The organism is Sphingobium olei, from assembly GCF_042678845.1.
Lineage (GTDB): Bacteria > Pseudomonadota > Alphaproteobacteria > Sphingomonadales > Sphingomonadaceae > Sphingobium > Sphingobium olei.
In genome coordinates, this window is record NZ_JBHTLS010000089.1 from 1 (window position 1) to 12,099 (window position 12,099).

Genomic DNA, 12,099 nt, shown 5'->3' on the forward strand with positions numbered 1-12,099 from the left:
CTTAACCGCCTGTTTACGCGCAGCAGCTATTTTCGACGCTGGAGTGTGAAGGAGCGCGCGGGTGTCCCACCAAGATACCGAACTGGTTAATGTCAGCCATTTGTTGAGGAGCCGGGCGGAGCTTGGCACTGCATTTCCGCGCATCCTGGGCTATTTCCGCGAGGACGGCGTCAAGTCCATTCACGCGATCGAGGAAGCCTTCCGCACCCGCAACTCCGCCGCGCTGGTCAGCCCGGCCCACACGCTGAAGGGCGAATCCGCGCAATTCGGCGCCTATCGGCTCAGCGCCATGGCGGAGCAGATCGAGATGACGGCCCGCCGCTGCGTGGAAACGCGGGAAGGGCCGGACGAGCTTATCGAGACCGTCGTCGCCTTGCGTCCCTGCTTTTCCGAGACGATGGCCATGCTCGACCGGGATGCCAGCCCGCTCGCCGTGCGCCGTCCTGCCACGTTCGGCCGCCGCGCGGAAACGCCGGTCCCGGGTTTCGGCCGCGCTAACTGATTTCCGTCTTGAAGTAAAACCCATCATGTCCCCATATGACGGGCATGGCATTTTTTTCCCTGCTCGACCTCGTCCCCGTTCGCGAAGGACAGGATAACGCATCCGCCCTCGCCGATGCGGCCGACCTTGCCGTCCATGCGGAGGTCCTGGGTTATCACCGCTATTGGGTCGCCGAACATCATGGCATGCCGGGCATCGCGTCCGCGGCGACGGCGGTCGTGCTGGCGCATATAGGCCATGCGACATCAACCATCCGCATCGGCGCGGGCGGCATCATGCTGCCCAACCATGCCCCGCTGGTGATCGCGGAGCAGTTCGGCACGCTTGAGGCCCTCTTCCCTGGCCGCATCGATCTCGGCCTTGGCCGCGCGCCGGGGTCCGACCAGCGTGTGGCGCAGGCGATCCGCCGCAACCTGTCGGGCGGCCCCGACCATTTCCCGCGCGACGTCATGGAGCTTCAGGCTTTCTTTGCGGGCGACGACCGGCTCGGCATCCAGGCGACGCCGGGTGCCGGCGCCGACGTGCCGCTCTGGATTCTTGGTTCCAGCCTCTATGGCGCGCAACTCGCGGCAGCGCTCGGTCTGCCCTACGCCTTCGCGTCGCACTTCGCCCCGGCGGCGCTGGACGAGGCGATCGCCATCTACCGCCGCGACTTCCGCCCGTCGGCACATCTCAAATATCCCTATGTGATGGCGGGCTATAATGTCTTTGCCGCCGACGATGCGGAGGAGGCGCAGCTACTGGCGAGTTCGATGCAGCAGGCGTTCGTGCGCTTGCGCACCGGCCAGCCGGGCAAGCTGCAGCCCCCGCTAGCCGGCTATTATGATAGCCTGCCGATGCAGGCTCAGGCGATGCTGGCCGATGTGCTCAGCGTTTCCAGCATCGGGACGCAGGCGGATGTGGAACGCGACATTGCCGCCTTCCTGCGCAGGACGCAGGCGGACGAGCTGATCCTGACCGGCCAGATTTTCGATCATCAGGCGCGCAAGCGCAGCTTCGCCATCGCTATGGCGGCGGCTCAGGCGGTGGCGGCGCACGAGCCGGCCTGACGCCGACGCGGCTGCTTTTCGTCACTTGGACGGCCGCCCCGCAGCCTGCCGCCGCTCAGCACTGCCGCGGCGCGCGGCGCGATCCGCTGCAACGCTAGGCCCATCACCATGACGCTCGCCAGCACCAGCAGCGGCTGCAGGATCAGATAGAGCGGGTAGAGCGGGCTGCCCATCCTGCCGAACAGCTTGCCGAGCAGCGGTCCGCCCAGCCAGATCAGGATGAGGTGCGCGCAGAACAGAAAGAAGGCGTAGGGCTCGATCCTGAGCATCATGCTTCGCGCGCGGCCACCCGCCAGCGCCCAAGCGATGCGCCAGAAGGCCGCCGCCGCCCCGATACGAACCGCAAGGTCCAGCGCCGCCTGCGACGTGGCCGACCCGGCGTCCCCGACCATGATGGCACGATAGAGTTGCGCGCCCATCAGCAGGATGAACGGCATCACCGCCACCGGCAACGGCGGCCGCGCGATGCTGTCGGCCCATCCATGGCGGCGGGCCAAGATGCCAGCGGCGAAGAAGAAGAGGATCGACGCGCGCATCAGCACCGGCGGTCCCCAGCCCATGATATGGCAGGCGCCCGCCGCTGCGATCACCGCCGCCAGCCCCCATGTCGGCAGCCGTACCAGCAACGGCGCGGCGACCATGCACAGGAACAGGTCGCGTAGGAACGGCATCTGGACATTGATATCGGGATTGCGGGTCAGGATGAAGATTTCCTGCGCCACCCACATGGGCGATTGCGGCACAGGTGCTTGCAGCCCGGCCAGCAGCGCCGCGCCGGATACCAGCAGGATCGCCAGCATGTTCCAAAGGATCATGGGCAGCAGGATGGTGCGGGCCTTGCGCCGGACATGCCCGCCCCAGTCACCGACCCCGCTGGATCCGGCGACCAACCAGCCGGAAACAAGGCCGAGCAGCGGCACCGCGCTGCGCCCGAACGCCTCCATCAGCAGCCAGCGCAGATTGTCCTGCCCCGTCCCGCGCAGGTCCGCCAGCGCCTCTCCATTGAGGCCGGTCCAGGCATGGACATAGACGACGCCCAATATGCAGATCACCCGCGCTATCGCGATGGCGTCGGACCGGCGGGCGGTGTCGGTGGGCAGGGCAAGGGACAAGCGGACATCCTGTTGGTTGCATGACGACAATGCCGAGCGGATGTTCCATGTTCCCGTCGCGGCATCATCCGATCCGAAACGGACCTCGCATAACCGCAGCTTAACCGGCCAGTCGTCATCCTGCCGGAACGGGCCGGCCGTGCCGGAAGCGAGCTAAGCCAATCTTTACCTTCCGCCGTTACCTGTCTCCTGTTGGCCGGCGTCCGTGGCGCCGGCGCAGGGACGATGAAAGTTTATGAGCCATATGCCGGGGGCCCACGAGTTTTCCGCCGCAGCCGCGTCGCCGGCCGCGCCGCACGCGATGGGAATGGTGTTCCAGATCGCGGGGTCGAGTTCCAAAGTGCTGATCGACGCGCATCGCCTTGCCCTGCTGGGCCAGGATGACGATCCCTGCGTCGCCATGGCGGGGCAGGTCGGCAGCCAGGTCAAGATGCGCGTCGGGGAAACCTGGCTCTTCGCCAATGTCCGCGCCGTGACGCTGGACCAGGCCACCCAGGCCATCGTCGCCGACATCGACTTTCTGGGCGAAGGTGACGAGGAAAGGCAGACCGGCACCATCCAACGCTTCCGCCGGGGCGTGACGCGCTATCCCACGCCCGGCACCGACATATTCCCGGTGTCGAGCCACGACATGCAGCAGATCTACGCCGCCGACGACCGGGCGCATGTGCAGATCGGCACCGTCTATCCCACCGCCGACACGCGCGCCGCCCTCTACGTCGATTCCATGCTGGGCAAGCATTTCGCGCTGCTCGGTTCCACCGGCACCGGCAAGTCGACCAGCGCCGCGCTCATCCTCCACCGCATCTGCGACCTGTCGCCACAGGGCCATATCGTCATGATCGACCCGCATGGCGAATATGGCGCAGCCTTCGCCGGCAACGGCGCCGTCTATGACGTGAACAACATCGCCCTCCCCTATTGGCTGATGAATTTCGAGGAGCATTGCGAGGTTTTCGTCACCTCATCCGGCTCGGAGCGCACGGTCGATTGCGACATCCTCGCCAAATGCCTGCTTGCCGCCCGGTCCAGGAACCGGCTGGCGGAGAGCATCGGCCGGCTGACCGTGGATTCGCCCGTTCCCTATCTCCTCTCCGACCTCACCACCATCCTGCAGAACGAGATGGGGAAGCTCGACAAGGGCACCGGGTCATTGCCCTATATGCGGCTCAAGACCAAGATCGACGAGATCAGGGCCGACCCGCGCTACAGCTTCATGTTCTCGGGCATGCTGGTCGCCGACACGATGCAGCAGTTCATTGCCAAGATTTTCCGCCTGCCATCCGATGGAAAGCCGATTTCCATCATCGATGTGTCGGCCATGCCATCGGACATCACGTCGACGGTGGTGTCGGTGCTTTCCCGCCTCGTCTTCGACTATGCCATCTGGGCGCGCGACGAGCCGCAGCGCCCGATCCTGCTCGTCTGTGAAGAGGCGCATCGCTATATCCCCAGCTCGACCGTGGGTGGCGGCCAGGCAGTGCGCAAGATCCTGGAGCGGATCGCCAAGGAAGGCCGCAAATATGGCGTCAGCCTGGGCCTCATCACCCAGCGACCCTCGGACCTGGCCGAAGGCGTGCTGTCGCAATGCGGCACGATCATCTCGATGCGGCTCAACAACGACCGCGACCAGGCGTTCGTGAAGGCCGCCATGCCTGAGGGCGCGCGCGGCTTCCTCGATTCCATCCCTGCCCTGCGCAACCGGGAAGCGATCATCTGTGGTGAGGGCGTCGCCGTGCCGATCCGCGTCGCGCTCGACAATCTAGAGGAGCATCGCCGGCCTGCGTCCAGCGACCCCAGCTTCACGCAACTCTGGCGGCAGAGCGGGCACGAAGCCGACATTCTCGACCGCACGATCACGCGCTGGCGCAATCAGGGCCGCTGATGCGCGTCAGCCGGCCGGCGCGATCCGACCGGCCGGTTCCGTTTCGCTCTGCACGCTTTCGCGGCATTCGTCCTCATGCACGGGCGTCATCAGCCGCGCCTTGCGCCAGCCGCCATGCAGATAGAGGGCGGCGGCCAGCGCCAGGGACACGACCGATCCCGCCGGGAAGCTAAGCCACAGCGCATTGGCGCCCAGCGGCGGATAGGCCAGGTGATAGAAGCCCAGCCGTACGCCGAACAGCGTGAAGACAAGGATCAGCAGCGGCGCGACCACCACCCCGTTCGCCCGCATTACGCCGAACAGGATCATCATGCATCCGAACATCAGGAAGCTCCATGTGGCGAGCAACTGCATGTTCCACGCAGCGTCGATCGCCGCCCGGTCGGTGCCAAGGAACAGCGACAGCAGCGCTTCGTGAAACAGCAGGATGACGCCGATCATCGTTCCGGTGATCGCAAGTTGATACCCCAGACCATAGCCGGTGATCCGCCCGATCCGGTCCCACCGGCCCGCACCCACATTCTGCGCCGCCATGGCGCTCACCGCCGCACCCATCGCCATCGCCGGCATCTGGAGATAGGTCCACACCTGCTGCGCCGCACCATAAGCCGCCGTGACCATCAACCCTTCCCGGTTGACCAGGCCGATCATGACCAGGCCCGACGCCGACATGACGATCATCTGCAGCCCCATCGGCAGCCCCTTGGCCGTCAATATGCGCAGTTGGTCGGGCGCGGGCCAAAGCCAGCGCAACTCGCCCCCTCGCAGGCGCAGCGGCAAGTCTTTGACGTATATGTAAGCGATCACGCCGGTCAGGCTGACGAAGCCCGCCGCTGCCGTTGCCGCGGCCGATCCGGCGATGCCGAACGCCGGCACCGGCCCCAGCCCCAGGATCAGCACGGGATTGAGGATCAGGTCGATCGCGACGCTGACGATCATGAAGATGAGCGGTGTGCGCGCATCCCCCGCCCCGCGCAGCCCCATCATGATCATCAGCGCGAGCAGCGAGGCGGGCATCGCGATGAAGATGACGCGCAGATAGACGAGCGCCATGGCATAGGCGCCCTCCGGCGTCGCCAGCAGACGCAGCAAGGCGGGCGCCCCGATCCACCCCGCCGTCGCGACGCCGATCCCCAGCATCGAACAAAAGCCGATGGCCGAGCCGAACGCCCGCCGCGCCGCTTCCATTTCGCGCCGTCCGACCGCCTGGCCAATCACGACCGTCGACGCCATGCCGAACCCGAACACGACCGAAAACATGAGGAACATGATGAGGTTGGCGTTCGCCGTAGCCGCCAGCGCCCTGCGCGCCCAGGAAACGGCCGACCCAGATCGCGTTGATCGATCCGTTGAGCGACTGAAGGATATTGGACAGGAGCGTCGGGACGGCGAACAGCAGCAACGCCGATGCGATCGGCGCCTGCGTCAGGTCTCTTGTGCCTGGTGCTGGTCCGCTCATTCCCTGTTTTCCCTGACGTGTTCCTGCGCAGGCAGGAGCCCAGGGTGGAACGGCATGACCTCGCACCTGGGCTCCTGCTTTTGCAGGAGCATGCTGATCCTAGCTCGGCTACCCCAACCGCTCCAGCGCCGCCTTCAGCCGCTCGGCCTCGGCGCTCTTTTCCGCATGGTCCTCGCGCGCCTTGGCGACGGCTTCGGGCTTGGCCTTCTCGACGAAGGCGGGGTTGGACAGGCGGCCGCCCAGCGAGTCCCGCTCCTTCTCCGCCGCGGCCAGAGCCTTCGCCAGCCGCGCCTTTTCGGCCGCGATGTCGATCACGCCTTCCAGCGGCAGGATGAAGGTCGCCTCGTCGATCACGATCTGCGCCGCGCCGCCGGGCGGAACATCGCCGAAACTCAGGCTTTCCACCCGACCCAGCCGCGCCAGCGCCGCGCCCTGCCGGTCGAGCCGCCGATGCGTCTCTTCCGATCCGTCGTGCACCACCATGGGCAGCTTCGCGCCCGGCGGCACGTTGAGTTCGGTCCGTGCGGTGCGGATCGCGCTCACCAGCCGGATCAGCCAGTCAATCTCCGCCTGCGCTTCCTGGTCCACAGCCGCCAAGGCAACCGGCCAGCGGGCGACGATCAGTTCATTGTCCCGCGCCCCGGTAAGGTTCCATAACTCTTCCGTTATGAACGGCATGAACGGGTGAAGCATGACGAGGATCTGGTCGAACGCCCATCCCGCGACGGCGCACGTCTCTTCGTCCATCGATCCTTTCGTCAGCTCGATATACCAGTCGCAAAACTGGTCCCAGACGAAGTGATAGATGGCGTTGGCCGCCGCGTCGAAGCGCAGTTCCGCCATCGCCATGTCGATCGCCTGCACGGTGGCGACGGTTTCTGCGATGATCCAGCGGTTGACCGGCAGCGCAGCGTGCGGGGCTTCATGGCTGGTCGAGGCGGCGACGCCGTTCGCCTGAAGGAAGCGCGCCGCGTTCCACAGCTTCGTCGCGAAGTTGCGATAGCCCTCGACCCGCTTCTCATCCATCTTCACGTCGCGGCCCTGGCTTTCCATCGCCGCCATGAAGAAGCGCAGCGCGTCCGCGCCATAGGTGTCTATCAGGCCCAGCGGATCGACGACATTGCCCTTGGACTTGGACATTTTCTGCCCGTCCGCCGCGCGCACGAGCCCGTGGAGATAGAGCGTCTTCCATGGGACTTCACCCATGAACTCTTGTCCCATCATCGCCATCCGCGCGTCCCAGAAGAACAGGATGTCGAACCCGGAAATCAGCAGGTCGTTGGGATAGTGTTTGGCAAGCAGGTCGGTCTGCTCCGGCCAGCCCAGCGTCCCGAACGGCCACAGCGCCGAGGAGAACCAGGTGTCGAGCACGTCAGGATCGCGCTCCAGCTTCTTGTTTCCCGCCTGCGCCTGCGCTTCCTCTTCGGTCTCGGCGACATAGGCATTGCCGTCCTCGTCGAACCACGCCGGTATCCGGTGCCCCCACCAGAGCTGCCGCGACACGCACCAGGGCTGGATATTCTCCATCCAGTTGAAGAAGGTCTTTTCCCACGTCTTGGGCACGATCTCGATGCGGCCGTCACGGACCGCCTGCGTCGGCGCGACCGCCAGCTTCGCCGCGTCGACATACCATTGGTCGGTCAGCCACGGCTCGATCACCACACCCGACCGGTCGCCATAGGGGGTCTGGATCGTGCGCGGTTCGAAGTCGGCTTGGACCTCCTCGCCTTCCTTGTTCTTCGTGACATGGGGCACGAGGAAGCCGAGCGCCTTCATTTCCTCGACCACCGCCTTGCGCGCCTCGAACCTGTCCAGCGCCAGATATGCTTCCGGCACCAGCCCGTCGGCGGTCTGCACCACCTTCGCGTCGGCGTCGAACATGTTGAGCATCTGCCCTGCGGCGATCCCTGCCCGCTTGCCCACCTCGAAATCGTTGAAGTCGTGCCCCGGCGTGATCTTGACCGCGCCCGATCCCAGTTCCGGGTCGGCATGGTCGTCCGCCACGACCTTGAACCGCCGCCCGGTGATCGGCTGGAGGATGTCCTTGCCGATGACACTTTGGTAGCGCGGATCGTCGGGATGCACCGCCACCGCCATGTCGGCCAGCATCGTCTCGGGCCGCGTGGTCGCGACGACGATATGGTCGCTCCCGTCCGCGAGCCGCACCCCGTCCGCCAGCGGATAGCGGAAGCGCCAGAAGCCGCCCTGCGTCTCCTTCGTCTCGACCTCAAGGTCGGAAATGGCCGAGCGGAAATGCGGATCCCAGTTCACCAGCCGCTTGTCGCGATACAGCAGCCCGCGCCTGTGCAGTTCCACGAACACCTTGACCACGGCCTTGGAAAAGCCCTCGTCCATGGTGAAGCGCTCGTTCGCCCAGTCCATCGAGCAGCCCAGCCGCCGCAGCTGCCGCGTGATCGCGCCGCCGCTTTCGGCCTTCCACTCCCACACCTTCGCGACGAAATCCTCGCGCGTGTAGTCAGTGCGCTTCTGCCCAAGCGCATTCATCTGCCGCTCGACCACCATCTGCGTCGCGATGCCGGCATGGTCGGTGCCCACGACCCACAGCGCATCCTTGCCGCGCAGCCGCTCGTAGCGCACGACGATGTCCTGCAACGTATTGTCGAGCGCATGGCCGATATGCAGGCTGCCCGTCACGTTTGGCGGCGGGTTGACGATGGTGAAGGGCATGGCGTCGGGCCGGTCCGGGCGGAACAGGCCGTTCGCCTCCCAATGCGCGTACCAGCGGGCCTCGATGTCGGCGGGGTCGAAAGTCTTGGGCAGTTCGGTCATGAACGCGCTTTAGCGCCTGCCGCCCGCCGCGCAAGCCGTGGCAGCGATCGGATCGGACCGGTCATGATGTCTCGCCGATGCAGCGAAGGCGATGCCGCCCTCGCCCGAGCGCAGGCGGTCGTTCAGCGCGCCCCGGTTATGCGGGCGATTTCCTTCGCCACCATATCCTCGACCAGTGCGGGGAGCCGCGCGTCGAGCCACTCCTTGAGCAGCGGCTTGAGCATCTCGCGCACCAGCCCTTCGAGCGTATTGTCCTGCCCCGCCGCCGGCGTGACCAGCATGGAGGACAGGGCCGAAAGCGAGTGACGCGCGGCGACTTCGCTTTCCACCGACAGGATCGATTCCTCCGACGCCCCAGGCGCGGCAGCGACAGGAGCGGCGGCGGGCTTGGGCGCGGCTTTGGGAGCAGGCATGGGTTCCTCCGCAATCTCGTCGGTCAGTTCCAGCACTTCTTCCGCCTCCGCGGGCTGCTGCTGCATCTGCGCTGCCTGAGCCGCGGCCCGGACTTCCGCGCGCGAACGGCGCAGCGGGGTGGCCTGCACCGCTTCCTCGCCTTCTTCGGCGATGATCCGTTTGATCGACGAGAGGATTTCCTCCATCGACGGCTCCTTGGTCATGTCACCCATCGATAGTCCCCGTCCAGAAACCATTTCGCACCCTTTACGCTCTGACAATTACCCGAACGGGTTAACAAGCGGTTAAGGCTGCTGCATGCTCGCGGCGGGAACATTGGCGTTTTGGGCGGGCGAGTCAATGGTGCGCGTGGCGGTCGGCTTCGGCGCGGGATCGAAGTCCCAGTCGAACCACTTGCCCCGGACCCGCTTGTAATTGTCCATGGGATCATACAGCGCGCCGCCATTCAGGCCCAGATCGTCCGCCTCGGCATGGCCCATCGCCGCCAGCAGGCTGAAGCCCGCGACATAGGCGTTGCGCCGCGCCGATACGAGCTGCACCCGCGCCCGCAACGATTCCTGCTCGGCATCCAGGATGTCGAGGATGGTGCGGCTGCCGACCGAATTTTCCGCTCGCACGCCTTCCAGCGACAGGCCCGAAGCCGACACCGCGTTTTCCGCCGACTTGATCGTCTCCAGCGACGCCTGCCAGCTGGCGTAGGAGGCGCGGGTCTGGGCGATCACGCCGCGCTCGGTCTCGATCGCCTGCTCGATCGCCTGCGATTCGAGCGCCTGGCTCTGCCGCACCTGCGCCGCCGGGCGCCCCCCCTGATAGAGGGGGATGTTGATCTGCACGCCGGCCGCCGCCTGCTTGTTGATCTGCGGTCCTTCGACGACGTTGCCGTTGCTGTCCTGCGCGCTGCTGTTGAGCGAGTGGAGATAGTTGGTGTAGCCCGCCTGGGTGAAGGCCGACACGGTGGGCAGCACGGACGCTTTCGCCGCCTTCACGTCATAGGCCCGCGCCTCGCGCACCTTGTTGGCGGCCATGATGTCGGGATTGTCGCGCAGCGCCACCTGCACCGCCGCGTCGGGATTTTCCGGCAGGCCCGGCAATTGCGGCGGCGGCTCCAGATTGTCCGGCGCCTCGCCCACCAGCGCGATGTAATTTTCGCGGCTGGTGATGAGGTTCGCCTGCGCCGTCTGCAAATCCGACCGGGCGAGCGCCAGGCGAGATTGCGACTGGGCCACGTCCGTCCGCGTCAGGTCGCCCACCTCGAACCGGTCGTTCGTCGCCTGCAGGTTGACTTCCAGCACGTTCACATTGGCAAGGTTCAGCGACACGATGGCCGTATCGCGTATCACGTCCATATAGGCGGCGACCGTCTGCGAAAAGACGCTCATCTCGGTGCCGCGCAGCTGCGCCTGCCCCGCCTCGACGCGGGTCTTAGCCGCCTTGACGCCGTTGCGCACCGCGCCGCCCTGATAGATGGGGACACTGAGCTGCGTCTGGGCGTTGAGGGTCCGCTGCGGCGAGGTGAAGCTGATGGTGGGCTTGAGGATGCTCTCGGTATAGCTGCCCGACACGTCGAGCGCCGGACGCCCGCTGGCCTTCTGGATCGCGACTCCTTCGTCGGTCGCCCGTTGGCCGGCGCGCGCGCCCGTCAGCGTCGGGTTGGACGCATAGGCCTTGGCCAGCGCCCCCTGCAGCGTTTCCGCCTGCACCGGCGTCGTCAGCGCGGAAGTCAGCAACAAAAGGGCGGCTGCGGCGCGATGCCGTCCGAAAATGCGCTTTGCCGTCATGTCCCCCCGCCTGTCATCGTCAGAATGTAAATGCCTTGGGCGCGCTGAAACCGGGCAGCACCACCATCTCGATATCGGTCAGCCTGTTCAGCCCGACCAGCCCGTCAGCAACCCGGCCGCTGCACAGGCGCGTTACGCCCTTGTCGACGATGCCGGTCACGACCCTTGCGCCGTCGGCAAGCTGCTGAACGATTGCGGCGGGGACTTCCTCCACCGCGCCGTCGATGAACAGCAGGTCATAGGGAGCGCCCGCCGGCGCGCCGGCGTTCAGCGGACCGCGCACTAGGCTGACGCCAGTCGCTGCGATCTCGCCCAGGCCGTCTTCCTCGACCGCGGTCACAGCCGCGCCCAGCGCGGTCAACAGCGCCGCGGCATAGCCGGTCGCCGCGCCGATCAGCAGCACCTTGTCCCCCGCTTCGACCTGCGCTTCCTTGAGCAGCCGGCCAGTCACCAGCGGCGGATTGAGCGCGCGACCAGCGCCCAGCGGGATCGGCCGGTCGATATAGGCCATCGCCCTGCGATCCGCCGGGACGAAATCCTCGCGCGGCACCCGGGCCATCACCGCGATCACGCGCGGGTCGTCCACGTCGCTGGTGCGCAACTGGCTTTCGACCATGGCGGTCCGCATCGAAGAAAAATTCTGCTCGGTCACGACAGTCCTCGCTTGGCACAACTGTATTGGCAATGCAATACACTAAGGAGATTATCGGACCTCTAAATCAGCGGACAGCCCGCGCCAAGCGGCTTTGCGTCCGCGCGGCCAAGATTCTTGGGGTGGCGGGCCGATCCCCGGCTTGACTTTGCCGCCAAAGCCGCACATTTGCGGCCACCCCACATGCCGAGGCCCGATGGCGGAGTGGTTACGCAGAGGACTGCAAATCCTTGCACGCCGGTTCGATTCCGGCTCGGGCCTCCATTTCAGCTTCCAGAGACGTCCGCAGACGTCCGATAAATGGCTGATTTCTGCCGTTTTTTGTGCTAGATGTTGATTTCCACTGAGAAGTGACCCGGGTTTTCCATCGAGAAGTGACCCGTCTGCGGATTATGTTTCGGGTGTCACGGGTGGGTCAACCCGTGGTTTTCTCCTTTGGGTTCTGGCCTGCTTGGCAG

Annotated in this window: 8 protein-coding genes, 1 tRNA gene and 1 pseudogene; 4 read left to right on the forward strand and 6 right to left on the reverse strand. The window is 65.9% G+C overall.

Going from position 1 to position 12,099, the window contains the following annotated elements:
• Positions 1–61 precede the first annotated feature (61 nt).
• Both ACFQ24_RS05260 and ACFQ24_RS05265 read left to right on the forward strand, forming a co-directional pair.
• Positions 62–502 carry an Hpt domain-containing protein gene (locus tag ACFQ24_RS05260; protein WP_380909513.1) on the forward strand — a complete coding sequence of 147 codons (441 nt, stop codon included), beginning with the start codon at positions 62–64 and terminating at the stop codon, positions 500–502.
• A 44-nt stretch (positions 503–546) separates the two neighbouring features.
• Positions 547–1,551, forward strand: coding sequence for an LLM class flavin-dependent oxidoreductase (locus ACFQ24_RS05265; protein WP_380909515.1), 1,005 nt, complete (start codon positions 547–549; stop codon positions 1,549–1,551).
• Here the strand turns inward: ACFQ24_RS05265 and ACFQ24_RS05270 are convergent.
• Positions 1,521–2,663: an acyltransferase family protein gene (locus ACFQ24_RS05270; protein WP_380909516.1), complete on the reverse strand. Its 1,143-nt coding sequence runs from the start codon at positions 2,661–2,663 to the stop codon at positions 1,521–1,523. The genes ACFQ24_RS05265 and ACFQ24_RS05270 overlap by 31 nt on opposite strands.
• A gap of 235 nt (positions 2,664–2,898) precedes the next feature.
• Here ACFQ24_RS05270 and ACFQ24_RS05275 point away from each other — a divergent pair, with 235 nt between their 5' ends.
• On the forward strand, positions 2,899–4,548 hold the full coding sequence (locus ACFQ24_RS05275; RefSeq protein ID WP_380909518.1) for an ATP-binding protein: 1,650 nt from the start codon (positions 2,899–2,901) through the stop codon (positions 4,546–4,548).
• A 6-nt stretch (positions 4,549–4,554) separates the two neighbouring features.
• Here the strand turns inward: ACFQ24_RS05275 and ACFQ24_RS05280 are convergent.
• The 5 genes and pseudogenes from ACFQ24_RS05280 to ACFQ24_RS05300 all read right to left on the reverse strand — a co-directional run bounded on the left by ACFQ24_RS05280 (position 4,555) and on the right by ACFQ24_RS05300 (position 11,641).
• Positions 4,555–6,007, reverse strand: a pseudogene (locus ACFQ24_RS05280) (MATE family efflux transporter).
• Positions 6,008–6,115: 108 nt separating this feature from the next.
• On the reverse strand, positions 6,116–8,797 hold the full coding sequence (locus ACFQ24_RS05285; protein ID WP_380909520.1) for a valine--tRNA ligase: 2,682 nt from the start codon (positions 8,795–8,797) through the stop codon (positions 6,116–6,118).
• Positions 8,798–8,919: 122 nt separating this feature from the next.
• Positions 8,920–9,423 carry a DUF2497 domain-containing protein gene (locus tag ACFQ24_RS05290; RefSeq protein WP_380909522.1) on the reverse strand — a complete coding sequence of 168 codons (504 nt, stop codon included), beginning with the start codon at positions 9,421–9,423 and terminating at the stop codon, positions 8,920–8,922.
• 72 nt (positions 9,424–9,495) lie between these two features.
• Complete coding sequence (locus ACFQ24_RS05295) at positions 9,496–10,989, reverse strand: TolC family outer membrane protein (protein ID WP_380909524.1); 1,494 nt, start codon at positions 10,987–10,989, stop codon at positions 9,496–9,498.
• A 19-nt stretch (positions 10,990–11,008) separates the two neighbouring features.
• Complete coding sequence (locus ACFQ24_RS05300) at positions 11,009–11,641, reverse strand: protein-L-isoaspartate O-methyltransferase family protein (protein WP_380909526.1); 633 nt, start codon at positions 11,639–11,641, stop codon at positions 11,009–11,011.
• A 190-nt stretch (positions 11,642–11,831) separates the two neighbouring features.
• Between ACFQ24_RS05300 and ACFQ24_RS05305 the strand changes: the two genes are divergently transcribed.
• Positions 11,832–11,905 (forward strand) — tRNA-Cys (locus ACFQ24_RS05305).
• Positions 11,906–12,099: the final 194 nt, after the last annotated feature.